19 protein-coding genes are annotated in these 25,259 nt (G+C 61.5%); 4 read left to right on the plus strand and 15 right to left on the minus strand.

Features of this window, described 5'->3' with window-relative positions; genetic code table 11:
• The first annotated feature begins 2 nt into the window (after positions 1 to 2).
• Both KKY_RS11805 and KKY_RS11810 read left to right on the plus strand, forming a co-directional pair.
• Positions 3 to 1,601: an ABC transporter permease family protein gene (locus tag KKY_RS11805; protein WP_014131584.1), complete on the plus strand. Its 1,599-nt coding sequence runs from the start codon at positions 3 to 5 to the stop codon at positions 1,599 to 1,601.
• Positions 1,588 to 2,220, plus strand: coding sequence for an ATP-binding cassette domain-containing protein (locus tag KKY_RS11810; RefSeq protein ID WP_014131585.1), 633 nt, complete (start codon positions 1,588 to 1,590; stop codon positions 2,218 to 2,220). Before KKY_RS11805 ends, KKY_RS11810 begins: the two co-directional genes overlap by 14 nt.
• Here the strand turns inward: KKY_RS11810 and KKY_RS20530 are convergent.
• Together KKY_RS20530 and KKY_RS11820 are read right to left on the minus strand one after the other, a co-directional pair.
• On the minus strand, positions 2,217 to 4,358 hold the full coding sequence (locus KKY_RS20530) for a relaxase family protein (RefSeq protein ID WP_014131586.1): 2,142 nt from the start codon (positions 4,356 to 4,358) through the stop codon (positions 2,217 to 2,219). The genes KKY_RS11810 and KKY_RS20530 overlap by 4 nt on opposite strands.
• Before the next feature lie 58 nt (positions 4,359 to 4,416).
• Positions 4,417 to 5,706, minus strand: coding sequence for an adenylosuccinate synthase (locus KKY_RS11820; RefSeq protein WP_014131587.1), 1,290 nt, complete (start codon positions 5,704 to 5,706; stop codon positions 4,417 to 4,419).
• A gap of 130 nt (positions 5,707 to 5,836) precedes the next feature.
• On the opposite strand from KKY_RS11820, the gene KKY_RS11825 reads away from it, so the two are divergent.
• Positions 5,837 to 6,811, plus strand: coding sequence for a DMT family transporter (locus KKY_RS11825; RefSeq protein ID WP_014131588.1), 975 nt, complete (start codon positions 5,837 to 5,839; stop codon positions 6,809 to 6,811).
• Between the two features lie 65 nt (positions 6,812 to 6,876).
• Here the strand turns inward: KKY_RS11825 and serA are convergent, their stop codons facing one another.
• From serA to KKY_RS20535, 8 genes are all read right to left on the minus strand, one after another.
• Positions 6,877 to 8,472 (minus strand): phosphoglycerate dehydrogenase, encoded by a 1,596-nt coding sequence (gene serA, locus KKY_RS11830; protein WP_014131589.1) that lies wholly within the window; start codon positions 8,470 to 8,472, stop codon positions 6,877 to 6,879.
• 46 nt (positions 8,473 to 8,518) lie between these two features.
• Positions 8,519 to 8,968 carry an L-alanine exporter AlaE gene (locus tag KKY_RS11835; protein WP_014131590.1) on the minus strand — a complete coding sequence of 150 codons (450 nt, stop codon included), beginning with the start codon at positions 8,966 to 8,968 and terminating at the stop codon, positions 8,519 to 8,521.
• Positions 8,969 to 8,978: 10 nt separating this feature from the next.
• Complete coding sequence (locus KKY_RS11840) at positions 8,979 to 10,169, minus strand: phosphoserine transaminase (RefSeq protein WP_014131591.1); 1,191 nt, start codon at positions 10,167 to 10,169, stop codon at positions 8,979 to 8,981.
• A 1,162-nt stretch (positions 10,170 to 11,331) separates the two neighbouring features.
• A complete protein-coding gene (abc-f, locus tag KKY_RS11850; protein ID WP_014131592.1) occupies positions 11,332 to 12,954 on the minus strand; it encodes a ribosomal protection-like ABC-F family protein in 1,623 nt (540 codons plus the stop codon).
• A 124-nt stretch (positions 12,955 to 13,078) separates the two neighbouring features.
• Complete coding sequence (locus KKY_RS20670) at positions 13,079 to 13,237, minus strand: hypothetical protein (RefSeq protein WP_014131593.1); 159 nt, start codon at positions 13,235 to 13,237, stop codon at positions 13,079 to 13,081.
• Between the two features lie 50 nt (positions 13,238 to 13,287).
• Complete coding sequence (locus tag KKY_RS11860; RefSeq protein ID WP_014131594.1) at positions 13,288 to 14,400, minus strand: THUMP domain-containing class I SAM-dependent RNA methyltransferase; 1,113 nt, start codon at positions 14,398 to 14,400, stop codon at positions 13,288 to 13,290.
• A 39-nt stretch (positions 14,401 to 14,439) separates the two neighbouring features.
• On the minus strand, positions 14,440 to 15,519 hold the full coding sequence (locus tag KKY_RS11865; RefSeq protein ID WP_014131595.1) for a DUF418 domain-containing protein: 1,080 nt from the start codon (positions 15,517 to 15,519) through the stop codon (positions 14,440 to 14,442).
• Positions 15,520 to 15,593: 74 nt separating this feature from the next.
• Positions 15,594 to 15,740 (minus strand): hypothetical protein, encoded by a 147-nt coding sequence (locus KKY_RS20535; RefSeq protein WP_014131596.1) that lies wholly within the window; start codon positions 15,738 to 15,740, stop codon positions 15,594 to 15,596.
• A 303-nt stretch (positions 15,741 to 16,043) separates the two neighbouring features.
• On the opposite strand from KKY_RS20535, the gene KKY_RS11870 reads away from it, so the two are divergent.
• Entirely contained in the window at positions 16,044 to 17,243 is a 1,200-nt protein-coding gene (locus KKY_RS11870; protein WP_083824056.1) for a benzoate/H(+) symporter BenE family transporter, read from the plus strand.
• Positions 17,244 to 17,273: 30 nt separating this feature from the next.
• On the opposite strand, the gene KKY_RS11875 is transcribed toward KKY_RS11870, so the two are convergent.
• From KKY_RS11875 to ftsH, 5 genes are all read right to left on the minus strand, one after another.
• Positions 17,274 to 17,996 carry an outer membrane protein gene (locus tag KKY_RS11875; RefSeq protein WP_014131599.1) on the minus strand — a complete coding sequence of 241 codons (723 nt, stop codon included), beginning with the start codon at positions 17,994 to 17,996 and terminating at the stop codon, positions 17,274 to 17,276.
• 103 nt (positions 17,997 to 18,099) lie between these two features.
• Positions 18,100 to 19,443, minus strand: a complete 1,344-nt coding sequence (gene glmM, locus KKY_RS11880; protein WP_014131600.1) for a phosphoglucosamine mutase — start codon at positions 19,441 to 19,443, stop codon at positions 18,100 to 18,102.
• 95 nt (positions 19,444 to 19,538) lie between these two features.
• Positions 19,539 to 20,390, minus strand: a complete 852-nt coding sequence (locus KKY_RS11885) for a class I SAM-dependent methyltransferase (protein WP_158308071.1) — start codon at positions 20,388 to 20,390, stop codon at positions 19,539 to 19,541.
• An 87-nt stretch (positions 20,391 to 20,477) separates the two neighbouring features.
• Positions 20,478 to 22,235, minus strand: coding sequence for a methyl-accepting chemotaxis protein (locus KKY_RS11890; RefSeq protein ID WP_014131602.1), 1,758 nt, complete (start codon positions 22,233 to 22,235; stop codon positions 20,478 to 20,480).
• 1,059 nt (positions 22,236 to 23,294) lie between these two features.
• Entirely contained in the window at positions 23,295 to 25,229 is a 1,935-nt protein-coding gene (ftsH, locus tag KKY_RS11895; protein WP_014131603.1) for an ATP-dependent zinc metalloprotease FtsH, read from the minus strand.
• Positions 25,230 to 25,259: the final 30 nt, after the last annotated feature.

Raw genomic sequence — 25,259 nt, forward strand, 5'->3', positions numbered from 1 at the left:
AATTGGCCGGGATTCCCACAACCTGGCGTCCCGGCCGCCGCTATGTCGGTGCATCGGTCGCCGCCACCGTCGCCATTCTGATCGCTGCCCTGCTGATCGCCCTTTGGGTTGCCGGGCAGCGCTTCGCATCCACGGGGTCCAGCGTCACCGGCATCGGATATCTTCTGGTGACGTCGGCCACCCAGGCCGCCCTCTCGACACTTCTATCGATCCTTGCCGGTATGGTCCTCGCCTGGACGCTCGACCGCCTGCGCTTTCCGGGCCGGGGCGTCGTCATCGGCCTGCTTTCCACCGCACTGGTCATGCCCTCACTCGTCGTCGTCTCGGGCCTCCTGGCCATCTGGGGTCGCAATGGGTGGGTCAATTTCCTGCTCGCCCCGTTCGGGCTGGAAACCGGCTCCTCGATCTTCGGGCTCGGCGGCATCATCGCCGCCCACGTGGTTCTCAACGGCGCCTTTTCCGCCCGTATCTTCATCGACAGATTAGCCGCCATCCCCACCGAAAAGCTCAAGCTCGGCCGCAGCCTGGGCCTGGGTCCGCTTCAGCGCTTCGCGATCATCGACTTTCCCGCCCTCGCAGCCTCGATTCCCGGCGTGGCGGCAACCATCTTCCTTTTATGCTTCACCAGCTTTCCCATCGTTTTGACCCTTGGCGGCGGCCCGGCCAACCAGACCTTCGAAGTGGCCATCTATCAGGCCGTACGCCTCGATTTCGACCTCGGGGCAGCCGTCAACCTCGCCATCGTGCAACTGGTCGTCTGCGCTGCCATCATAATCCCCGCATCAACCCTTTCGCCCGCCGCGACGCTCTTTGGCTCCCCCGGCCGCATGCACTGGCCCGAACGCCCCTGGCTCACCGGTATCCAGCAGATCGTGCTCACCATCCTGCTTGCCGGCTTCCTCGCCCCCCTGATCGCCGTTTTGGGCGAAGGCTTCGGCGCCATCTCCAATGTCCTCACCCAATCGGGTTTCTGGCGCGCCACCGCCACCAGCCTGATCATCGGCACCCTCAGCGCTCTGCTGGCCGTCGCGCTGGGGTTGGCGCTGGGCATGGCCCGTGCGCTACAGGCCAGAAGCTCGCTCTGGCGTGCGGTCCTGGGCTTTCCGGTCTTTGCCTATCTCGCCGTTCCCGCCGTCGTGCTTTCGCTGGGTTTTTTCCTTCTCGCCCGGCTTACCGGGCTCGCTCCCACCGCCGTCGCACCGCTCGTTCTGATCCTGTCAAATGCACTTCTCGCGCTACCCTTCGTCTTTGCCACGATCGCCCCGCCGCTCGAAGCGCTGACGCGACGTCATCATCGCGTCATCCGTTCGCTCGGCATGTCCTCTTTCCGCCAATGGAGCCGCATCGAATGGCCACTGCTCGGTCAGCCCATAGGCTATGGTCTGGCCGTCGCCTTCGTTTTCTCGCTGGGCGATCTGGGGGTCATTTCACTTTTCGGCACCTCGGAATTTTCCACCCTGCCCTGGCTGATGTACCGGGCGCTTGGCGCTTACCGCACCAATGATGCGGAGGCCATTGCCGCTGTGCTTCTGATCGTGAGCATCGCCGCTTTCATCCTCATCCCCAAACTCTTTGAGAAGCTGACAAATGCTCGAAATTGACCGCCTTACATTCAGCTATGATGGCGGCACCACCGGCTTTGCCTTCGACATGAGCATCAAGCCCGGTGAAATCGCCGGTCTGGTCGGCCCATCCGGCGCCGGAAAATCGACGCTGTTCGACCTGATCGCCGGTTTCCTCGAACCCGCCTCGGGCGACATCCAGCTTGCCGGCCGCTCCATACTGGGCCAGCCCCCCGAGAACCGCCCGGTTTCGATCCTGTTTCAGTCGGACAATCTGTTCGACCATCTCTCCACGGGCGCCAATGTGGCGCTGGGGCTGGGCAGCACCACGAAAGCCAACGACGAACGAGTGTTGGCGGCGCTCGACAGCATGGAGCTTTCCGGACTTGGCAAACGCCCTGCGGCCCGACTATCAGGTGGCCAGAAACAGCGTGTCGCCCTCGCGCGCACCCTGCTGCGCAACCGTCCCATCCTGCTGCTCGACGAACCCTTTACCGGGCTGGACAGCCAGACCGCGGCCCCCATCCGCGATCTTGTGGCGCAGATGGTGCGTGCCAATCGCTGGCACGCCATAGTGGTTTCCCATCAGGCCGAGGATATCGAGGCGCTTGCCGACCGCACCTATCGGATCGAAAACGGCCGCACGGTGCCGGGCTAATTACCGGCCGCTTCAGCCGGCGCCTCTTCCGCCTCCGGCTCCGCGTCTGCCGACGCCTCGGCGTCGAGTTCAGCCCAGGCGGCCATGACATCGGCAAAGATCGCGTCACCGTCCTCGCCCTTTTCAAGCGTCAGGATGGCGCGGCGGCCCGTGCCATAGACCATGGCCAGATCCACCCACTCGCGGTTCTCGAGCAGGTTGAGATTGTTCTCGACATCGATATCGCTGGCGCTCGACAGCGCGAACAGGAACGAATTGCCCACAATCCGCGCCGACGCACCCGTCAGCGGTTGCCCCTGCACCAATTCCTCGTTCTTGAGCAGCACGCCTGGCAGGTTGGCGATCGAGCCACCAACAAAGCTTTCGGCGACCGTGAAATCGACTTCCATGAGATGGCTGGCCGGCAGGTTGGCGTCGGCATTGCGGCGCAACAGGACATCCACATCCAGATTGCGCGCAGGTATGGAGGCTTCGGCGATAATCGTGGGGTGGCCCAACTCATCGGTCCCGCGCGACCATTCCACACTGCCTGTATAGGGCACCGCTCCTGCAGCGCCGCCGGTCTGTTCCTCGAGCAGCAGCGATTGGGGTCCATCGGTGGTGATTTCGACCCCCGGCTCCGACTCACTGTCACCGTCGGGGCTGACAGGTGTACCCGCCTCGGCCGGCAGCCGGTCCTCGAAGGTCGCTTCGGGTTCGCTCGGCGCTGTCGAGGGAGTTTCGGTTTCCGTGAAAGGCAACTCCTCTCCCGGCATCGGAGACCCGGACACCTCACCACCCGCGCTCGGCACTTCAGGCGTGGTATTGACCGCGGCGGGCACCTCGGTCTGAGCGTCCGTCGATGCAGGTTCCTCGGGCACCTCGGCGTCGGCGACCTCGGTCGTTTCCGGCGTCTGGTTCTGGGCAAAGAGCGCGTTCAGGTCGATAAAGCCCTCGCGCCAGGCCCAGTATCCGCCCAATCCGCCACCACCCAGAAGCAGTATCGAAATCAAAAGAAAGATCGTGAACGCGCCAAACCCGCCACGACTGTCGCCATTTTCTGCGTCCGCGCTTTCCTGATCGTCCTCGGCGGCGATGGGCTCATGGGCGTCATCGGTCGCTGTGGCCTCCCCGCGCGCTTCGCGATCGAGCGCGGCAATCGCCCTGTCTATCGCAACTTGGGCATCCGAAACCTCCGGACGCGCCAGGATGCCCGGTTCAAGATCGACTTCACGGACGCTCGACATCGCCGGCTCCGCCTTTGACACCGGCTCATGCGTGCCACTCAGGGGACGCCCATGCAGGTCGACCAACGGCGCGCTGCTCCGCGGTTGCGCATCGGCCTCCGAGATTATGAAGTGCTTTTCGTCGGCCCGGGGCGCTTCGTGCTCTTCCGGTTCGGTCGCGGGTGCGAAAGGAGCGATAACCCCTTGTGCGTCCGGCCCGTCTGCCGTCGGCTCCATCTGATCGGCGTCGAGCGAAGCCCTTTCGGCCGAAGCAATGATGTCCTCGATCGAACCGGGCCTGAACGATGCCGGCTCGTTCTCTGGCTCGACCTCCGGAACGATCTCGCCGGCACCGCTCTCCTCTATGGGCGCGGCATCGTCGACCGGCTCGAAAACCGGCTTCTGTTCGAGCGAAAGCCGGTCTTCCTCCAAGGCGTCGGCTTCCGCCGCCTCCTCGGGAAGGTAGGGCTCTGCCGGTTCCGGCTCATCGATCCGCGGTTCGGCCGGTTCGGGTTCGGCTATGAAATCCTCGGCCGGCGATGAGCCGAAATTGTCACTCTCGACTGCTTCCGGCTCACCTTCAGGTTCCAGTTCGGGCTCGGGCTCAGCCGGAGCCTCGTCGGCATCGTCGAACGCAGCGACCGGTTCTTCGTCGATAGCCTCGATTTCGGGCTCGACCTCAGGCTCCGTTTCTTCGACGGCACGAAACCGCCCCAGAAGCCGCTCGGTCGCTTCGTGCTCGACCTCTCGAATACAGTCTTCGAGATTGAGCCGATGGGTCGTGATCTCGCGGGCCGGCAATGGCGGATCGATGGCGCGCAATTGCGCGACAAGTGCACTGCGCGCCTTTTCGTAAACCGCCCGGCGATTTGCCCCGGTATTGTCGGGCAGGGCATCGATCGCCTTGCGCAAGAGTTCACGATAGTCGGCCATATCTACTCAACATCACTTGTTGCCGGCATTATTCAAAGTTGTTTCTAAACAAGAAAATTCAATCTTGAAACGGGTCCTGGACCAAAATCGTGTCTTCGCGTTCCGGGCTTGTGGAGAGCATGGCCACGCTCGCGCCGATCAGTTCTTCGATCCGCCGCACATATTTGATCGCCTGGGCGGGCAATTCGGCCCAGCTCCGGGCGCCGGCGGTCGTTTCTTTCCAGCCATCCAGCGTTTCATAAATTGGCTTGACTCGACTTTGTGCCCCCATTGAGGCGGGCAGATAATCAATTCTTTGCCCGTCCAACTCATAGCCCACGCAAACCTGGATTTCGTCCATGCCATCCAGAACGTCGAGCTTGGTCAGCGCGATGCCATGAATGCCCGAAGTGCGCACCGTCTGGCGCACGATCACCGCATCGAACCAGCCGCAGCGCCGCTTGCGTCCGGTGACCACTCCGAACTCGTGGCCCTTCTCGCCGAGGAACTGCCCGATCTCGTTGTCCTGCTCGCTCGGGAACGGCCCTTCGCCAACCCGGGTCGTATAAGCCTTGGTAATGCCGAGCACGTAATCGATGGCCGCCGGCCCCAGCCCCGAACCCGGCGCCGCCTGTCCGGCCACGGTATTGGACGAGGTCACGAACGGATAGGTACCGTGATCGTTGTCGAGCAATGCGCCCTGCGCACCCTCGAAAAGAATGCGCTCACCGCGCTTGCGCCGCTCGTCGAGCAGGTCCCAGACCCGATCCATGAACGGCAGAATCTTGTCGGCCACCGCCATCAATTCGGAATGGATCGCCTCGGCCGATATTTCCACGGCCCCCATGCCGCGCCGCAGCGCATTGTGGTGGGTCAGAAGCCGCTCGATCTTGTCCCTCAGTGTTTCGGGCTCGCCCAGATCACAAACCCGGATCGCGCGCCGCCCCACCTTGTCCTCATAGGCCGGCCCGATCCCGCGCCGCGTCGTACCGATCTTGAGACCCGAATTGGAATCCTCTCGCAACGCATCGAGTTCGCGATGCAGCGACAGGATCAACGGCGCGTTCTCGGCGATGCGCAAGACCTCCGGCGTGACCGAAATCCCCTGCCCGGCGATCTTTTCGACTTCGGAAACGAAATGGTGCGGATCGACCACCACCCCATTGCCGATGACCGAGAACTTCCCGCGCACCAGCCCCGATGGCAAAAGCGAAAGCTTGTAGCTCACCCCGTCGATGACGAGCGTATGGCCGGCATTGTGTCCGCCCTGATAGCGCACCACCACGTCGGCCCGCTCGGACAGCCAGTCAACGATCTTGCCTTTGCCCTCGTCGCCCCACTGCGAGCCGACCACCACAACATTCGCCATTTACGCCAATATCCCTTTTGCGTGCGCTACGTTCCGGCCAGTCCGACCGGCAAGCCTGCAGGAGCAATCTCTGTTTCACCGCAAGCCAAAACGCTGATAAGTCCGGGTTCTATAAAGTACAAGGCCCGTAATGACAAAGTCCCCCGCCACCCCCGCATCCCCATCCAGTCCATTTGCGCGGCTCATGGGACAACCCTATCTGCTCTTGACCCTGTCGGCGCTGTTCTGGGGCGCCAATATCATCGCGGGAAAATACGCGATCGGCGAACTTGATCCCTATGCTCTTTCCGCCATGCGCTGGCTCGTGGCGTTTCTGATCATCTTGCCCTTCGCATGGACCGGCCTGCGGTCCGAATGGCCCGCCATCCGACGCGGATGGGGCTGGCTGGCCTTTTACGGCGTGCTCGGTTTTACGAGTTTCAACGTGCTGCTTTACGCGGCCACCACCTACACCGCCGCCGTCAATGTCGCAATGATCCAGGCCGCCATTCCCGTGCTGGTCATGGTCGGCAATTTCGCCATATTCCGTGTCCGCGCCTCCGGACTGCACGTCGTGGGCGTTGTGCTCACCATCTATGGTGTTGTCCATGTGGCAACCCACGGCAGCCCGCTGCGTCTTGTGGGCCTCGACGTCAATATCGGCGATGCCCTTATGCTGCTGGCCGCCCTGTTTTACGCGCTGCATTCGCTCATGCTGCGCTACAAGCCGAAAATCGGCTGGATGAGCTTTATCGCCAGCACCAGCTTTTTCGCCATGCTCGCCGCCTTCGCTTATCAATCGGTTCTCGGTACCGGCCCTGCCGGCCTTGTCGCGGAAGTGGCCACCATGAGTTGGCGCGGCTGGGCCGTCGTTCTCTACGTGGCCCTGCTGCCCTCCATCGTCGCCCAGATGACTTACGCGCAAGGTGTCGAACTGATCGGGCCCAATCGAGCCAGCCTCTTCATCAACCTCATTCCCGTTTTCGGAGCCCTGCTCGCCGTCTTCATGCTCGGCGAAACTCTTGAGGTCTTTCACATGATCGCCGCCGCCTTCATTATCGCCGGTATCGGAATTGCCGAATATGCGGCCCGCCGCAATCTGCGCGATATCTTAAAGCCGCAATAAAGGGCAGATCGAGAAACAAAAAGGGCGGCATCGCTGCCGCCCTTCCAAAATCGATGTGATGGCCCTCAAACCCCAAACACGAGCCGCTTGGCCTGCTTGACGCCCTCGAGTTCTTCGATCTGCGTCAACTCGCCATCGGTCAGTTCGCTGTCGATTGACAGAAGGGCAATCGCGTCCTTGCCCTGCTCGACCCGACCCAGGTTGAAGTTGGCGATGTTGATGCCGAGCTGGCCCATAAGCGTACCCAGCCGCCCGATAAAGCCCGGCTTGTCCTCATTGGTGATATAGAGCATGTGCGGAGTGACCTCCGCTTCGAGCGTAATGTTCTTGATCTCGACGATCCGCGGCGCCTTGGAGCCATAGACCGTACCGGCCACGCTGCGCTCCTGGCGTTCGGTTACCACGGTGAGCCGGATGAGGTTGTCGTAGGCTCCGACCTGTTCGCGGTTGACCGTTTCAACGGCAATGCCGCGATCCTTGGCCAGAGCCGGCGCCGAAACCATGTTGACGTCTTCGAGAAGCGGCTTGAGAACCCCATTGAGCAGCGCCGCCACCATCGGACGCGTATTGAGGTCGGAAACATCGCCCTCGAACTCGATGCGGATGCCCTTGATGCCGGTTTCGGTCAGCTGCCCGGCAAACGAGCCCAAAAGCTCGGCCAGCTTGACGAACGGGGTCAGCTTGGGCGCCTCTTCCGCCGAAATCGAAGGGAAGTTGAGCGCGTTGGTGATTTCCCCGGTCACCAGATAGGCCGAAATCTGCTCGGCAACCTGCAACGCGACATTCTCCTGCGCCTCGGTCGTCGAAGCCCCAAGATGGGGCGTGCAGATGACATTTGCCAGCCCGAACAGCGGATTGTCCTTGGCCGGTTCTTCCAAAAACACATCGAGCGCCGCGCCGGCAACCTTGCCCGCTTCAAGCGCATCCTTGAGCGCGGCTTCATCGATCAGCCCGCCGCGCGCGCAGTTGATGATCCGCACGCCGTCCTTCATCTTGGCAATCGCTTCGGCCGAAATGATGTTGCGCGTCGCATCGATAAGCGGCGTGTGCAGCGTGATGAAATCGGCCCTTGCGAACAACTCGTCGAGTTCGACCTTTTCGACACCCAGATCCACAGCGCGTTCGGGCGTGAGGAACGGATCGTATGCAATGACCTTCATTTTCAGGCCCTGGGCACGGTCGGCAACGATCGAGCCGATATTGCCCGCCCCGATCAGGCCCAGCGTCTTGTTGGTCACCTCAACGCCCATGAAGCGGTTCTTTTCCCACTTCGATGCCCGCGTCGACGCATCGGCTTCCGGGATCTGCCGCGCCAGCGCCAGCATCATCGAGATCGCGTGTTCGGCCGTGGTGATCGAATTGCCGAACGGGGTGTTCATGACGATCACGCCCTTGGCGGTGGCTGCCGGAATATCGACATTGTCCACGCCGATCCCGGCGCGCCCGATCACCTTGAGATTGGTGGCATGGGCCAGGATCTTGTCGGTCACCTTGGTCGCCGAGCGGATCGCGAGCCCGTCATACTGCCCGATGATTTCGGCCAGCTTTTCCTTGTCCTTGCCGACATCGGGGAGGTAGTCGACCTCAACCCCGTTCGCCTTGAAAATCTCGATCGCCGCCGGGCTGATCTTGTCCGAAACCAATACCTTGGCCATGTCCATATATTCCTTGTTTCAAAAGGGCCATCTGCCCGAAAAATTGTCTATGTCAGCCGCCCAGCGACATCGGTTTCTGGCCAGGCCCCGTCAATCCGAACCGGCTGCGGACGAATTCGAGCCACAGCCCGTACGGTCGCCCCAGAACCAGCATCAACGCCGCAAATCCGAGCGCTCCGGTGACGATGCCCATGCCCCTTGCCCCACCGGCAAATATGATGAGCACGTAGATCGGAACCTGAAACCCCAGCAACGCGATGGAGTCCATGATGATTGTCGCCGTGGTGGATGCGGGGCTGGTGATCTTCAGGAACCAGTCCCGCCAATACCCGTAAGGCCGGGCGGTCAGAACCATGAGCGGAGCACCGATGGCGCGTGAGGTGGCCACTTCGGGCCAGCTCATGCCGGCGATGAACCGTTCGTTGAGCCCGCTGACGATGGTAAAGAAGATGACCAGCGCCAGCGTATCGGCAGCAAAACTCCTGAGCCGCTGGTTGGCCATCGTTCCAGCCCTACGCCAGCGCCGCCTTCTTCTCCTCGGCATAAGCCCAGTCGAGCCAGGGCCCCAGCTTTTCCAGATCTGCCGTTTCCACAGTCGATCCGCACCAGATGCGGAACCCGGTCGGCGCATCGCGATAGCCGCCGATATCGTAGGCAACAGCTTCCTTGTCGAGCCGGGAGACCACCGCCTTGGCGAGCTTGGCCTGCGCATCATCGGAAAGCGCTGCAACCTCGGGATCGACGATTTTCAGGCACACCGAAGTGTTCGACCGCACCTTTGGATCGGCAGCGAGGAAATCGACCCAATCGGTCCTGGCCACCCAATCGGCAATTGCCTTTTCATTGGCATCGGCCCGCGCCTGCAGCGCCTTGAGCCCGCCGACCTTGAGCCCCCATTCCATGGCGTCGACGGCGTCTTCGATACAGATCATCGACACCGTATTGATGGTCGCGCCTTCAAAGACCTCCGCCATCAGTTTCCCGCCCTTGGTCAGCCGGAAAATCTTGGGCAGCGGCCGGTTGGCCGGGGTGAAGGTTTCCAGCCGTTCCACGGCCCGCGGCGAGAGGATCAGAATCCCATGCGCGGCTTCCCCACCCAGCGCCTTCTGCCAGGAGAAAGTCACAACATCGAGCTTGGAAAAATCGAGATTCTGCGCAAACGCTGCCGACGTGGCATCGCAAATGGTCAGCCCTTCGCGGTCCGCCGGGATCCAGTCCCCATTCGGAACCCGCACGCCCGAAGTCGTCCCGTTCCAGGTGAACACCACGTCGCGGGTAAAATCGACTTCGGAAAGGTCGGGCAGTTCGCCATATTCGGCCTTGAGCACCCGCACATCGTCGAGCTTGAGTTGCTTTTGAACGTCTGTGACCCACCCGGCCCCAAACGATTCCCAGGTCAGCATGTCGACGCCACGCGCGCCCAGCATGCCCCACAGCGCCATTTCCACGGCGCCGGTATCGGATGCCGGCACGATGCCGATCAGATAATCCTCGGGGACTTCGAGCAGTTCGCGCGTCAACGCGATGGCGCGCTGAATGCGGGCCTTGGCCGGCTTGGCCCTGTGGGACCGCCCCACCAGCGCACCGGCAAGCGCCTCAACCGTCCACCCGGGACGCTTGGCGCAAGGACCTGACGAAAAATTGGGATTTTCCGGACGCACTGCCGGCTTCGCCACATCGGTGGCGGCAGAAATATCTGTCATGTTGCTCCATCCTTACAGATGGGCGTCCCTCGTTGGGGAGGGATGGCCCGCAGCCCGTATAGAGGAGGACGGGGGCGGTTGGCAAGGGGGCTCGTCGCTTGCGAGCTAGATCGAAGCTCGCTCCGCTCTTGCCCCCAGCCTGCCTCTCTCGCCTCTCCTGCGGCTCCGTCACCACCGCCAACCTCACCCCGCGTCATCCTCGGGCTTGACCCGGGGATCTGCAGCGCTGCCATTGAGCACCGCAGAAGTGATATGTGGGGCCTCTCACCGTTCCCCAACCCCTTCACCGGTTGCCCAATGCAGCGGATCCCCGGGTCAAGCCCGAGGATGACGCGGGGGTGGGTGAATGCCGGAGAACATGCTCCCCCATTGTCATTCCGGGGTTTATCCCCGGAATCCATCATGATGAGCGTCCACGCTCCCAGCCGCAAAAACTTTATCCCCGCTTCCACGACCTCCCCCATACTGCCCTCACGAACCCGCGCATATGGACGCAAGCGCAACGAACGTTTGGGCGGGTTCGGTCCGGGTTCCTTGCGGGTCGCCGCAGGGAAGGCCCAAAGCGGACGGATGGCCGGACGAGGAGTGGTATCCACGTCGTACCGGGGAAACCCGGAGGGGCACCGCGGAAATCATCTGCAAAGATAATTTCCCAACAAACCCCAGCCCGAGACGCCGCCATAAGCCAAAAACCCCGGATGCATGGGGCGATGATCGCTTCATATATACAAATTTCAGTGCGGAGCGTTCATCGCCCCATGCCGTCTACTTCGATCCGTCCTTCGGCCAATCGTGCCGGTGGCACGATTGGAGGTGAGAAGGCCATGAGAGCTAAGCTCGAATGGCCATCATAGCCCGAGGCGATCTCGCCGTCGGAGGTTTTGGCATGAATGAAAAAAAGGCCCTCTCACCGGCCTGCCGGCCACCCTCTCCCCCAAGGGGCGAGGGTTAAGCGTGCCGAAACGCTTGAGAGAAACACCGACGCTCCCGCAAGCCGCAGCGGGACTCCCTCGCCCCTCTGGGGAGAGGGTTGGGGTGAGGGGCCTTGAGCGTCAAAGAAGATCGTCACCGCCCACCCCACGCTTCACCTCTCCCTCGGGGGAGAGGTCGGCGCGAAGCGACAGGTGAGGGGGCCTTTCTTACTTGTTCATCAAGGCGCCCCCTAATGCCTCAACCCCGGCGCCTCCTGCCCGGTGCTCTCCACATACTCCCGATACCCGCCCCCGAACGTCCGCACGCCCTCGGGCGAAACCTCAAGCACCCGGTTAGACAATTCAGCCAGGAAATGCCGGTCGTGCGAGACGAACAGCATGGTGCCCTCGTAGTTGGCCAATGCTTCGATCAGCATTTCCTTGGTGGCGATGTCGAGATGGTTGGTGGGCTCGTCCAGCACCAGGAAATTGGGGGGATCGAACAGCATCATGGCCATCACAAGCCGCGCCTTCTCCCCGCCCGAAAGCACCCGGCATTTCTTTTCGACGTCATCGCCGGAAAACCCGAAACACCCCGCCAAAGCCCGCAGCGGCGCCTGGCCTGCCTGCGGGAATTCGCTTTGCAGCATGTCGAAGATCGACTTGTCCCCGTCCAGCCGGTCCATGGCATGCTGGGCGAAATAGGCCATCTTGACCGACGGCCCCCGCGCCACCGACCCGGTATCCGGCTCAGCCGCCCCGGTCACCAGTTTGAGGAGTGTCGATTTGCCCGCACCATTGACCCCCATGATCGCCCAGCGCTCCTTGCGCCGCACATGAAAATCGAGCCCGTCATAAATGGTCTTTTCCCCGTACGTCTTGGCGACGCCCTTCAATACCGCCACATCCTCGCCCGACCGCGGCGCGGGGCGGAATTCGAACACCACTTTCTGCGCCCGCTTGGGCGGCTCGACCCTGTCGATCTTGTCGAGCTTTTTCACCCGGCTCTGCACCTGTGCCGCATGGCTCGCCCGCGCCTTGAACCGTTCGATGAACTGGATTTCCTTGGCCAGCATCGCCTGCTGGCGCTCGAACTGGGCCTGCTGGTTCTTGTCGGCTACGGCCCGCTGTTCCTGATAGAATTCATAGTCGCCCGTATAGGACGTCAACGTGCCGGCATCGATCTCGATGATCTTGTTGACCACCCGGTTCATGAACGCCCGGTCGTGCGAGGTCATCAGCAGCGCGCCGGTGAAATTTTTCAAAAACTCCTCGAGCCAGATCAGGCTTTCGATGTCCAGATGGTTCGAGGGTTCGTCGAGCAGCAGCACATCGGGTTTGGCAAGCAGGATCTTGGCCAGCGCCACGCGCATCTTCCAGCCGCCCGACAGCGCCCCCACATCGCCATCCATCATGGCCTGGGAAAATCCGAGCCCGTCGAGCACCTCGCGCGAACGCCCGTCCAGCGCATAACCGTCAAGTTCCTCGAACTGTTCGGTCACCTCGCCATAGCGCGCGATGATCGTGTCCATCTCGCCGGCCTTGTCGGGATCGCCCATATCGACTTCGAGCTTCCGCATTTCCGCGCTGAGCGCCGCCACCGGCCCGGCCCCATCCATGGTCTCGGCCACCACCGAACGCCCCGCCATCTCGCCCACATCCTGGGAGAAATAGCCGATGGTGGTGCCCCGATCGATGGACACCTGCCCCTCATCGGGCGCTTCTTCGCCGGTAATCATGCGAAACAGCGTCGTTTTTCCCGACCCGTTCGGTCCCACAAGCCCGATCTTTTCGCCTTTCTGGAGCGCAGCCGAGGCTTCGATGAAAACGATCTGTTTCCCGTTCTGCTTGCCGATATTTTCAAGACGGATCATGAGGGTGCTTCCAACAAAGACAAGGCCGCCCCCGTAAGGGCGGCCAATTCAGTCTGCCGTAAATCATTTTGCGGCGATCAGTGCAAGGGCACGTTAGAGCGCGTCCAGCAAAAGTGGAAATGCTCTAGCCTGCAAAATGCGCGCCGAGGAAATAGGGCCACACGATGATTGCCAACACGCCTGTCCAGAAACCGAGGTTCAGATAGCCTATGGTGAACAGCCAGCCGACAAACCACAGCATACCGACGCCGGAGTGCTGTTCGATCTTGATGCGTCTATCCATTTGAAATCCCCCGATGCAGGAATGCATCCAAGAGATGGGAGATTTTCCCGCTATTGCAATATGCCGGTCTTGTAGAGCGTGATCCGGACACCATTGTTGTCGATGCTGCCGCCGGGTTTTTCGAACGTCAGCCCCGTTGCCCGCGCCAGCGCCGGGTCGGCCGTCACCATCCCCAACCGCCAGCCGGAAAACCGCGTCCGCATGACCGTGCCCAGCGCGCCATAAAGCGGATAGAGCTTTTTGCGGTCCCCGATGCGCAAGCCATAGGGCGGATTGACGATCACCAGACCCGCAGGCCCTTCCGGCGGCTCCAGCTCATCGATCGGGGTCTGCGCAAAGCGCGTGGCCGAACTTACCCCCGCCCGCTCTGCATTGGCTAAACTCATCCGGATCGCACCGGCATCCCTGTCGCTGCCGCATAAGAAGAAAGGTGATGTGACACTGCCGGATTGAGCCTTCATGGCGGCCCACATATCGGGATTGAAGCGGGCCAGATGTTCGAATGCAAAGCCGCGTGCCCGGCCGGGCTTGAGCCCCAGCGCCATCTCCGCCGCCTCGATCACGAAAGTCCCCGACCCGCACATGGGATCGACCACCGGCTCGCTGCCGCTGTATCCGCACTCGCGCAGCAAAAGGGCTGCTGTGGTTTCCCGCATCGGCGCCTTGTTGACCTCGAGTTTATGCCCGCGCCTGTGCAGCCCCTCACCCGACGTGTCCACACTGATCGTGCACAGATCGTTTTCGATCCGCACGAGAACCCGAACTTGCGCACCGCTTTCGATTGGTGCGCCCAGTTCTTGCGCTATCGCTTTTTCCACCCGCTCCGCCGCAGCGCCGGAATGATAGATCTTCGATTTCCGGCAGCTCGCCTCCACCCGCACCGGAATATCCTTGCGCAGCACGTCGCCCCACGCCACTGCACGCGTCCGCTTGTCGAGCTGCGCCAGATGGCTGGCGCGAAAACTGTCGATCCGCACCAGCACCCGTCCGGCGCCCCGCAGTTCGAGATTGGCGCGCCAGACCTCGCTCCAACCGCCCGAAATCTCCACCCCGCCGAATACCGGTCTGGGATCGGAAAAGCCAAGCTCGCCGGCCTCCCGGTGAAGTGCGTTTTCAAAGCCGGGCGTGGCCACCAGAAATATAGGGAATTGATCTTTGTCCATACCCCTCCATATCCGGGTGCAACGGCCGACGCGACCAAATTATTGCCGGCGCTCTTTGGCCCGGTCGAACGGCAGGACAAGCAGCGTCTCCAGTGGTCCGCGCTCAAAATGGCGGCGCCAGATCACCGCAAAGAACCCGGCCAGGATCATCACGACAATCACCGAAACCATGGCCTCCCCAACGCTCTCGCGCCGCACGATATCCTTGAAAAAATGCAACGCGACAAGGTGAGCGACATAAAAGCTGAAAGCCAGTTGCCCCAGAGCGACCAGGGGGCCGCACAAGCGCGGCCAGCGCTGGACAATGATGAGCATGGCGCCGGTGACAGCGCTCGCTGCCCCGATCGAGCCGGTCACCCAAAGCGGCATCTGGCTGTGTGGCGCATCCGAGAGCAATTGACGCCAATCGGCCAGCTCATCGGGCGGACCGAGGATTTGCAGGCCGATGGCCGCGACAATTGCGGAACTCACCGCCACCGCGCTTCCAATCAGCAACAATCGGAGCTGGCTCGGATCGGATCGCAAATCGAGCCGCCCCACCCACATACCCCAAAGCAGCGCCGGAGACCATGTGAGCAGCGGATATGGCCCGGTCAGCAACAACCCGTCGACAATTTCGATAGGACGATCTCCTGCAACAACCGTTTCGCGCCAGACAAAATCAGGCCATTGCGCGCTGATGGCAAAATAAGCGAGCGGCCCGCAGACAGTGGTCAGGGCGGCGAGAACGCCCAGAAGCCGCGATGGCAGCCCTATGACGAGGACGCCAAATACATAGAAGACGGCATAGTGATGCAGGATCACCGCAATGCCGTGATCGAGCATCTGCAAGCTCAACCCCAGTGGGAGCAGCACCAAAGCCATCCATATCAGCCGATATCTGGCAACACCCAACTGCCCGGGCCGTGCCGACAGAAGCGACATGCCAATTCCGGCAATGAAAGCAAAGAGGATCGACGCCCGGCCATGGGGCAGATTGTAAAGAACTTCCGCGAAATTTGTCCGATCGCGCGGTCCCACATGGACCATCAGCATCCCCAAAACGGCAAGCGCCCGCGCCGCGTCGATCCCGCCGATCCGCGTACCCTCTCGCTGTTGCGGCCGTGTCTCGTCGCTCATTGGATTTCATGTTCCACGAGAAAAGGGGCGCCCTTTCGGACGCCCCTTGTCAAAACAAATCATAAATCCGGTTGTTATTCGACCGCAGGTTCGGCCGGAACAGCCGGATCAGTCGTTACTGCCGGATCGGCAGGAACACCACCATCCTCGGGCGGAGGCATGTCACAAGCGGCAACGGCCAGCATGAGCGGCAGAGCCAGAAGGGCAAGAAACTTACGCATTTTTGGTCTCCTTTTCATTCTCAAAACAAAAATGGCCGATGGCGGGAATGGTTCCCATCTCGGGTGGATACGGCCATCAGCCGGTCATCCAGAAAGCGGCACTGTGTTGACCGCTCGACTCTGGGAGCCAACGATGACAAAAATGTGATCGGCCGGAATCATACGGTAATTCAAGCGATTGGCGCTTGGCAGATCCGATCGCGGCGTGCCCGACTCGATAAAAGATGGCAAGGAGAAGGCAAATCGGCTCGGACCAGTGGTTCACCCATCAAGCCATAGCTCCTGATTTAGGCAGCCCATACAGTGACTGATCCCTCGTTCGAGCCATCGCCCGCGCATTCCGGAACCCTGTTTCAGCCGATATTCTCTGGGCTCCTTGCAGCAGTCGTGGGTTTTGCCAGTTCGTTTGCCATCGTTTTGCAGGGGTTTGACGCCGCGGGCGCCACCCAGGCGCAGGCTGCTTCCGGTCTCTTCGCGCTCTGCCTGGGCATGGCTCTGGTCGGGATCGCCATGAGCTACATTACGAAAATGCCGCTCTCGATTGCCTGGTCCACGCCGGGCGCCGCGCTGCTTATCACGACCGGCGCAGTCCAGGGCGGTTTCCCCGCAGCCGTCGGCGCATTCATCGTCGCTGCAATCCTCGTCGTTATCGCCGGGTTCTGGAGGCCCTTCGGACGGGCCGTCGCGGCGATCCCCATGCCTCTGGCCAGTGCAATGCTTGCCGGTATTCTGTTCAATCTGTGCCTTGCTCCCGTCAGGGCCGTGGCCGAACTTCCAACGCTGGCACTGCCCATTATTGTGGTCTGGGCCGTCTGCCTGCGCTTTGCCCGCATCTGGGCCGTACCGGCCGCGGTGGCAGTAAGCGCCGCGATGATTGCCATATCGACCGAACTCCCGGCTGACATTCTGACCGGTGCCTTGCCCGCCCCGGTTCTGGTCGTTCCAACGCTCAATCTCGACGCCATCATCGGCATAGCATTGCCACTGTTCGTCGTGACCATGGCCTCGCAGAATATTCCCGGGCTGGCCGTCCTGCGGTCCAATGGCTATCAGCCTGACGTCAAACCGATCTTCGTTTCCACCGGGCTGGTCAGCGCCATTGGCGCGCTGCTGGGAGGACAACTCATCAACCTGGCTGCTATCACCGCCGCTTTATGCGCCGGGCCGGAGGCGCACCCTGACAGAACGCGGCGCTATGTGGCGGCCATGACAGCGGGCTTTGCCTATGTGCTGTTCGCTCTGGGGGCGGGCATTGCTGCGGCCTTCATTTCCGCAGCGCCCCCTATCCTGATCGAGGCTGTTGCCGGGCTGGCCCTCATCGGTGCCCTCGCCAACGCGCTCGTCGGCTCTGTCGCGAACGAGGAGTTTCGCCTGCCGGCCGTCCTCACCTTCGTGACGGCCGCCTCGGGCCTGACATTATTCGGTGTCGGCGCTGCTTTTTGGGGGCTCATCGTCGGCGGTGCGCTGCACGTGCTCCTGAAAACAAAAAAGGCGGCCAGTTAGACCGCCTTCTTAAGCTGGCAGGACCAGCCCCTAGAAGCGATAGCGCAATGTGGCCCGCAATTCGTGAACCAAGGTGTCATCGACTACGTAGCGGGGCGTCTCATTGTTGTTCTCGATGCTCGCGATGTAGAGCGCACGATAGCCCAGATCGGCAACGATGGAGCCGAAATCGTAGCCCACACCTGCCATACCTGCCGCCGCAAAACTTGTATTGCTGTCCCACGGCCCAAAGGCGCCGTCGGAAACCCGCGAGTCGTTGAATGCAACGCCTGCGCCCGCGCCGACATAACCGAACGCGCCACCTGCTGCTGACAGTCCCAAATCTCCAAGACCGAAATCGTAATAGGCATTGGCCAGAACTATGGTCGAGCGCAGCTCGAGTGTGTGAGCCACGCCCGAAACATCGGCTGTCATATCGTTGTTGGCGAGATAGTCGACCGTTGCGTCGAATCGCAGGCCCGTGCCGGTCTCATACCCTGCGCCGATGCCCGCGCTGTAGCCCCAGCCACCTTCCGTAATCGAAAAGACATCCGCCGTGTCGGGATGGCGTGCCTGACGCGACCAGGCGTAATTTCCCGCAACGCTTCCCCGTAGGTAGAACGAGCCTTTCAGACCCTCATCGACCGGCGGGACGTAGGGGGGGACGAAGTCCTTGTAGACAGGATAATCGAAAGACACCGGATCGGCAGCCATGGCCGCCGTCGACATAAGCGCTGCTGCCCCAACGACAGCAAAAGCGACCAGCTTTTTCATAGGCGTAAGTTCCCCAAGCATCAAATTCCCTAGAATTACGTGGAATTTAGAGGAACTTCCTTAAAGCGCGCTTAACCGTACCGCTTAACTGTAACGCCCGGAATCATGCGACCTTCCCTATGGCCGCCACGATCTCGTTGACAACCTGGGAGACCAGGGCCGCATCGTCGCCCTCTCCCATCACCCTTATGACCGGCTCGGTGCCCGATTCACGGATGATCAGACGTCCGGTCTCGCCGAGCCTGATTTCGGCATCGGCAATCAGAGCCCGGACCGACTTGTCATCGAGGGGCTTGCCGCGCCTGTAGCGTACGCTCTGGAGCAATTGCGGCACGGGATCGAAACGATGGCAAACCTCGGAAACCGGCTTGCCTTCCTGCTTGACCACCGAGAGCAGTTGCAAGGCCGCGACAAGCCCATCGCCGGTCGTCGTGAAATCGGACAGAATGATATGGCCCGATTGCTCGCCGCCCACATTAAAGCCCTTGCCGCGCATCGCTTCGAGCACATAGCGGTCTCCGACCTTGGTGCGCTCGAGCAGCAAACCCTGTGCCTCGAGATAGCGCTGAAGCCCAAGATTGGACATGACCGTGGCAACGATCCCGCCGCCGGCAAGCTGGCCGCGCTCGTGCCATGACGTCCCGATAACGGCCATCACCTGGTCGCCATCGACCATATCGCCCTTCTCATCGACAATCAGCACGCGGTCCGCATCGCCATCGAGCGCAATCCCGATATCGGCGCGCAACTCACGAACCTTTTCGATAAGCGCACCCGGCGCGGTCGATCCACATCCGTCGTTGATGTTGAAGCCATCGGGCGAAATGCCGATCGAGATGACTTCGGCCCCAAGCTCCCAAAGCACTTCCGGGGCGGTCTTGTAGGCGGCGCCGTTTGCGCAATCGACCACGACCCGCAGCCCGGTGAAATCCATATCGCGCGGCAGCGTGCGCTTGGCGTATTCGACATAACGCGTGCGCGCTTCCTCGACCCGACGTGCCCGACCAACCCGGGTGCCGCGCGCCAGCCTGGGGGTAAGATCGGAATCGATGAGACTTTCGATCTCGGCTTCGAAACTGTCGGAAAGCTTGTATCCATCGGGCCGGAACAGCTTGATGCCATTATCGTCGAACGGATTGTGGGAGGCCGAGATCATAACGCCGACATCGGCCCGCAAGGAACGGGTGAGCATTGCCACCGCGGGTGTCGGCATGGGGCCGAGCAACAGCACATCCATGCCCACGGCCGTGAAGCCGGCAGTGAGGGCATTTTCGATCATATAGCCCGAACGGCGCGTGTCCTTGCCGATCACTACGCGATGCGCGTAGTCGCCACGCGTAAAGGCGAGCCCGGTCGCCATGCCGACCTTGAGCGCCAGTTCAGGCGTCAGTTTCGGACCATTGGCGAGCCCCCGAATGCCGTCGGTGCCGAAATATTTGCGAGCCATGGGAGATTTCCAATTGTTCAGCAGCGCACCAAGCTATACCGGCCCCGGTGCAAAAAAAAGGCAAACACACTGACGCGGTAAAAATTGATGCGAGGTCAGCCGCGCTTTTCGAAAGCAAGGAAGCGATAGGTATTGACCGCAGCAAAGGCTTCCGGCGAGCGGTAATCGGCCTTGAGCCGTGCCACGATGTTCTCACGCTCCGATTTCGGAACGAAAATCTTGTAGGCCGTCTTGAGAAACCAGAAGAGGATCGGCCGTTTGTGCGACAACAGCCCGCGCACCTGGTCGACCGTCGGCGCGACAAAGCCACGATAGACATTCTGATCGATGGCCATGGTTTGCGCGGCGGCAAGCGTTACATCCTCGTTCTCGACAACCACAAATCCGGCCCGCTCCACTGCGTCGACAAACTCGGAGTAGCGGTGTCCACCGCCCGGCTGCCTGTCTCCCTGATAGGCATGGGAACGGAAACAGTCGGCGATTATCACCCGGCCATTGGGTGCGAGGATATGTTTGAGCTTGGCAAGACTGGCGTGCAGGTCCACATACTGGAAGCTCTCGGAGAACATGCACACGTCGAACGGACCCTCGCCCGAAAAGTCCTCGAATTTCGTCTCGTGCACACGCCCATTGGGGCCCAGCTTTTCAGCAGCCACTTCGGCCTGCAGATGGCTCGGGGTAATCATCTCGACGGTGTAGCCCTTGTCGAGCAACAGCTTTGCCATCTCGCCCGTGCCCCCGCCGATATCGAGAAGCCGGCCAGGGGCCGGCGGGATCAGCGCGAGGAGCTTTTCGACATAGCGCTCCTGGGCCATGCGAAGCTGGGGGATGTTGGGACGCTCGCCGGGTTCCCAAAGACCGTAGTGAAGCCATGGACTGTCGGCAAAGGTTTTGGCGACATAGACATAGAGGTCCAGTCCTTCGGTCTTGGTATCGATCTTGGCCACGCGCTGCTTCTCCATCAAAGATGCCTCTCGGTACCCAAGAGCACGCTTCGTGACAAGGGGCGCCGGCCAAAGCTGATTGTACCCGGGCTAGAAATCCTCCCAGTCAGAGCTGATCGCGGCATTTCCATCCACCCGATAGGCGCGCCGCGGTGCGGAACCCGTTGCAGCGGTGGACGGCATGGCCTGATCGTTCACGCTGAACACAGCCGCGATCCGGTCAAGTTCGCCCGCCTGGCCTTCGGTCTGTTCGATGGCCGCGTTTGTCTCTTCGACAAGGGCCGCATTGTGCTGGGTCATCTCGTCCATCTGCCGCACGGCGCCATTGACCTCCTCAATGGCAGAGGACTGCTCGGCAGCCGCCTTTGCGATCGCCTCGATAACAGTCGAGCTTTCTTCGGCACCCTGCAAAATCTCGAGCAACCGGGCGGCGGCCTGCTCGACGAGCCGCGAGCCGCCGGCCACTTCGGCAGCACTGGTCTCGATAAGCGCCTTGACCTCCGAAGACGCATCGGCCGCCGACTGGGCCAGCCGGCGCACTTCGATGGCGACAACGGCAAACCCCTTGCCCGCTTCCCCCGCGCGCGCCGCTTCCACCGAAGCATTGAGCGCCAGAAGGTTGGTCTGGAACGCAATGTCGTCGATCATCCCGATGATGTTGGATATCTTTGCCGAAGAGGCGGAGATCCGCTCCATTGCCTTGTTGGCTTCATCCATCACGGTACCGCCCTCGCTGGCGCTGGCCGAAAGCGAGCGCGCCTTATCGGCTGCGGTCCGCGCCTGCCCGGCGCTGGCCACGACGGCGCCCGAAAGCTGCTCCATGGCCGCCGAGGTCTCCTCGATTGTCGCGGCCTGCTTGGTGGTCCGATCGGCCAGGTCGTTGGCGCCCGTAAGCAATTCGCTGGTGGCGGTCTTGACGGCCCCTGAAGTCGATTTGAGACGCGAAACGATATCGACAAGCTGGTCGAGCGTCTTGTTGTACGCCTGCCGCAGCGCTTCGTACTGCCCGGTGAATGTCTCTTCTATCCGCCCGCGCAGATCGCCTTCAGCCATGCGTTCGAGGCTTTTGGTCAACAGCGAAATGATCGCCTCGGCACGCTTGCGCTCGGTAATGTCGGTGGCGAACTTGATGATCTTGACCGGCTTGCCGGTAGGATCGAGGATCGGATTATAGCTCGCCTGTATCCAGATGTCCCTGCCACCCTTGCCCACGCGCTGGAACTCACCGGCCACGAACTCTCCCGCCCGCAGCCGATCCCAGAAATCGGCATATTCACGCGACGCTGAATGGGCCGGGTCGCAGAACATGGCGTGATGCTTGCCGACGATCTCTTCAAGACCATAGCCGAGCGTTGAAAGAAAATTCTGGTTTGCGGTAACGACCTTGCCGTCCAGCGTGAATTCGATGACCGCCTGCACCCGACCGATGGCGGCGATCTGAGCCGCGTGATCGGCGGCACGCAGCTTTTGCGCGGTGATGTCGGTGGCAAATTTTATGACTTTGACTGGCCGGCCCGAACGGTCGAGGATCGGGTTATAGCTTGCCTGAATCCAGATCTCGCGGCCACCCTTGGCCACCCGCTTGAACTCGTCGGCCTGATAGAGCCCTTCCGCCAGGCTCTTCCAGAAGGCCCGGTACTCTTGGCCGGCCGCGTATTCGGGCTGAACGAACATCGAATGATGCTTGCCAACGATCTCTTCGAGCCCGTAGCCCATGGCCACAAGAAAGTTCTCGTTTGCGGTCAGAATGGTGCCGTCGAGCGAAAACTCGATCACCGCCTGCGATCGATCGATGGCTTCCAGTTTCGATTGTGCTTCGCCGGACGCGGCGCCCTGTCGCTTGAACATAGTCAATTTCCCCCAAAACCTGCACGGCAGGCATCGCCAAATCGTCCCTGCGCCCACATTTGACCATCTCTGGTTAAACACGCGTTTAGGCTGGCAATAAGGTGGATTGCGTACGTGCAGCGCTCCGTTCCATGGGACGGCCGGCGGGCCGGTGAGGGGCCTTTCTTTCGGCCATGGCAAAACCTCCGACGGCGATCTCGCCTCGGACTTTGATGGCCATTCGAGCTTAGCTCTCATGGCCTTCTCACCTCCAATCGTGCCACCGGCACGATTGGCCGAAGGACGGATCGAAGTAGACGGCATGGGGCGATGAACGCTCCGCACTGAAATTTGTATATATGAAGCGATCATCGCCCCATGCATCCGGGGTTTTTGGCTTATGGCGGCGTCTCGGGCTGGGGTTTGTCGGGATGACACCATCGCTGGTGCCTTCCGCGGTGCCCCTCCGGGTTTCCCCGGTACGACGTGGATACCACTCCTCGTCCGGCCATCCGTCCGCTTTGGGCCTTCCCTGCGGCGACCCGCAAGGAACCCGGACCGAACCCGCCCAAACGTTCGTTGCGCTTGCGTCCATATGCGCGGGTTCGTCAGGGCAGTATGGAGCAGGTGCAGGACGCGGGGATAAAGTTTCTCACGCGCGTCTCCACCCCCATCGCGTCATCCTCGGGCTTGACCCGGGGATCCGCTGCATCGGGCAGCCGGTGAGGGGGTTGGGATGCGATAGGAGGGCGGCGCGCACCACTTCTGCTGCGCTTGCGGACGGACTGCGGATCCCCGGGTCAAGCCCGAGGATGACGCGCAGTGGGGTGGTGAATGTTTGGTGATGGAGCCGAGAGCGTGACCCTTCCCTTCCCTTCCCTTCCCTTCCCTTCCCTTCCCTTCCCTGTCCCGGACCTGATCGGCGACCCAGCAGCCTTGCCGATGCTCTGCAGCCTGGGGCAAGGCTCATCGGCCCCAGCTTTCGCCGGGCAGCAAGGGAAGAGGTAAAGCAAGGCGTGGGACACCGGGACAAACAAAAAAAGGCCGCTCCAGAGAGCGACCCTTTGAACACTGGGGCAATCAGGTGCCCGGTTGGGGCTCGAGCCCGGCATCGGGTTCTTCCTCGCCGCCGCGCTTCTTGTGCGCCTTGCCCGCCTTGGGCACGCCGGTCGATTTCGGCGTGTTGTCGTTATCGATGTCCCGGACGGGCTGCTTGCCGTCCATCAGGCCGCGCAATTCGTCACCGGTCAGGGTTTCGTATTCGAGCAGCGCCTGGGCGACGGTTTCGAACTTGTCGATGTTTTCCCGGATCATGGTGCGGGCCGCCAATTCGCCGTCCTCGACGAGCTTGCGCACTTCCTCGTCGATCAGCTTGGCGGTTTCGTCCGACATGTGCTGGGACTGGGTCACCGAATGGCCGAGGAACACTTCCTGGTCGTTCGATTTGTAGCGTACCCGGCCGAGCTTCTCGCTCATGCCCCATTCCATCACCATCGAGCGGGCCAAATTGGTCGCCATCTGGATATCGCCCGAGGCGCCCGACGTAACCTTTTCAGGGCCGAACTTGTAGATCTCGGCCTCGCGGCCGCCAAACAGCATGGCCAGACGCGCCACGGCCTTTTCACGCGAGAACGAATAGCTGTCCTTTTCGGGCAGGGTCATCACCATGCCCAGCGCGCGGCCGCGCGGGATGATGGTTGCCTTGTGGATCGGATCGAGCTTGCCCACCAGCATCAGGTTGATGAGCGCGTGACCGGCCTCGTGATAGGCGGTGAGCTTTTTTTCCTCATCGGTCATGGCCATGGTGCGGCGCTCGGCGCCCATCATGATCTTGTCCTTTGCGTCCTCGAACTCGGCATGGGTCACGAACCGCTTGTTGCGGCGCGCGGCCAGAAGCGCGGCTTCGTTGACGATGTTCATCAGATCCGCACCCGAAAAACCGGGCGTGCCGCGGGCCAGGACCTTCAGATCCACATCGGGCGCAAGGGGAACCTTGCGGACGTGGACCTTGAGGATGCGTTCGCGACCGGCAACGTCGGGATTGGGCACCACGACCTGACGGTCGAAACGGCCCGGACGCAGCAGCGCGGGATCGAGAACGTCGGGACGGTTGGTCGCCGCGATCAGGATGATGCCTTCATTGGCCTCGAACCCGTCCATTTCGACAAGCAACTGGTTGAGCGTCTGTTCGCGCTCGTCATTGCCGCCACCGAGCCCGGCGCCGCGCTGGCGTCCGACGGCGTCGATTTCGTCGATGAAGATGATGCACGGCGCGTTCTTCTTGGCCTGCTCAAACATGTCGCGCACGCGGGACGCGCCGACACCGACGAACATTTCAACAAAGTCCGAACCCGAAATCGTAAAGAACGGCACATTGGCTTCACCGGCCACCGAACGGGCCAGCAGCGTCTTACCGGTGCCCGGAGGGCCGACAAGCAGCACGCCGCGCGGGATGCGTCCACCCAGCCGCTGGAACTTGCCCGGATCGCGCAGGAATTCGACGATTTCCTCAAGGTCCTGCTTGGCTTCCTCGACGCCGGCCACGTCCTCGAACGTCACCTTGCCCGAAGATTCGGTGAGCATCTTGGCGCGCGACTTGCCAAAGCCCATGGCGCCGCCACGGCCACCGCCCTGCATCTGACGGATAAAGAAGAACCATACGGCAATCAGGACGATAAATGGCAGCCAGCTCGACAGCAGGATCGACCAGAAAGGAGAGCCTTCCGGCGCGCGGGCCGTGATTTCGACGTTCTGGCTTTCCAGCCGCTCGACGATATTGGCGCCTTCAGGGATCGTCACTTCGAACCGCGTGCCCTCATTGGTGCGGCCCTGGACGGTATCGTTGATGATCGTGACTTCGGCGATACGGCCATTGTCGATATCGCTCACGAACTGGCTGTAGGTCCGCTCAACCGTCGAAACGGTTCGGGTCGAGGACTGGAAAACCTGAAACAGCCCCAAGAGCATGAAAAGGATAACCAGCCAGATAGCCAAGTTCCGAAAATTTCCGTTCATCAATCCTGTCCCGGTCGGGCAACGCCCTTA

This window comes from Pelagibacterium halotolerans B2, assembly GCF_000230555.1.
GTDB lineage: Bacteria > Pseudomonadota > Alphaproteobacteria > Rhizobiales > Devosiaceae > Pelagibacterium > Pelagibacterium halotolerans.

Coding starts and splice junctions, on each gene's coding strand:
- KKY_RS20670 (WP_014131593.1), bottom strand. CDS start 13,237: ATGGATAGACGCATCAAGATCGAACAGCACTCCGGCGTCGGTATGCTG.
- KKY_RS20530 (WP_014131586.1), bottom strand. CDS start 4,358: ATGGCCGACTATCGTGAACTCTTGCGCAAGGCGATCGATGCCCTGCCC.
- glmM (WP_014131600.1), bottom strand. CDS start 19,443: ATGGCTCGCAAATATTTCGGCACCGACGGCATTCGGGGGCTCGCCAAT.
- KKY_RS11835 (WP_014131590.1), bottom strand. CDS start 8,968: ATGGCCAACCAGCGGCTCAGGAGTTTTGCTGCCGATACGCTGGCGCTG.
- KKY_RS11825 (WP_014131588.1), top strand. CDS start 5,837: ATGACAAAGTCCCCCGCCACCCCCGCATCCCCATCCAGTCCATTTGCG.
- KKY_RS11840 (WP_014131591.1), bottom strand. CDS start 10,169: ATGACAGATATTTCTGCCGCCACCGATGTGGCGAAGCCGGCAGTGCGT.
- KKY_RS11860 (WP_014131594.1), bottom strand. CDS start 14,400: ATGGACAAAGATCAATTCCCTATATTTCTGGTGGCCACGCCCGGCTTT.
- KKY_RS11890 (WP_014131602.1), bottom strand. CDS start 22,235: ATGTTCAAGCGACAGGGCGCCGCGTCCGGCGAAGCACAATCGAAACTG.
- KKY_RS20535 (WP_014131596.1), bottom strand. CDS start 15,740: ATGCGTAAGTTTCTTGCCCTTCTGGCTCTGCCGCTCATGCTGGCCGTT.
- KKY_RS11810 (WP_014131585.1), top strand. CDS start 1,588: ATGCTCGAAATTGACCGCCTTACATTCAGCTATGATGGCGGCACCACC.
- serA (WP_014131589.1), bottom strand. CDS start 8,472: ATGGACATGGCCAAGGTATTGGTTTCGGACAAGATCAGCCCGGCGGCG.
- KKY_RS11875 (WP_014131599.1), bottom strand. CDS start 17,996: ATGAAAAAGCTGGTCGCTTTTGCTGTCGTTGGGGCAGCAGCGCTTATG.
- KKY_RS11865 (WP_014131595.1), bottom strand. CDS start 15,519: ATGAGCGACGAGACACGGCCGCAACAGCGAGAGGGTACGCGGATCGGC.
- ftsH (WP_014131603.1), bottom strand. CDS start 25,229: ATGAACGGAAATTTTCGGAACTTGGCTATCTGGCTGGTTATCCTTTTC.
- KKY_RS11820 (WP_014131587.1), bottom strand. CDS start 5,706: ATGGCGAATGTTGTGGTGGTCGGCTCGCAGTGGGGCGACGAGGGCAAA.
- abc-f (WP_014131592.1), bottom strand. CDS start 12,954: ATGATCCGTCTTGAAAATATCGGCAAGCAGAACGGGAAACAGATCGTT.